General features: G+C 69.6%; 1 protein-coding gene. It reads left to right on the top strand.

Annotated elements, in window-relative coordinates:
* Positions 1–286 (top strand): DUF885 family protein (locus ACSNOK_RS33855; RefSeq protein WP_436784582.1); only part of this gene is annotated, 286 nt, incomplete at both ends.

The following is a 286-nucleotide window of genomic DNA, read 5'->3' on the forward strand; positions in this document are numbered from 1 at the left end:
GTACCAGGTGACCCTCGGGCAGGTCAGCGCCAACTGCGAGGGCTGGGCGCTCTACGCCGAGCGCCTGATGGACGAGTTGGGCTTCCTCACCGACCCCGAGCGCAGGATCGGCTATCTGGACGCCCAGATGATGCGCGCCAACCGGGTCATCGTCGACATCGGCGTCCACCTGGGGCTGGAGATCCCCGCCGATTCGCCCTTCCACCCCGGCGAGCGCTGGACGCCCGCGCTGGGTCAGGAGTTCTTCGGCCTGCACAGCGGCCGCCCGGAGCACCACATCGAGAGC

Origin of the sequence: Streptomyces sp. URMC 126 (genome assembly GCF_051386555.1) — a bacterium.
GTDB lineage: Bacteria > Actinomycetota > Actinomycetes > Streptomycetales > Streptomycetaceae > Streptomyces.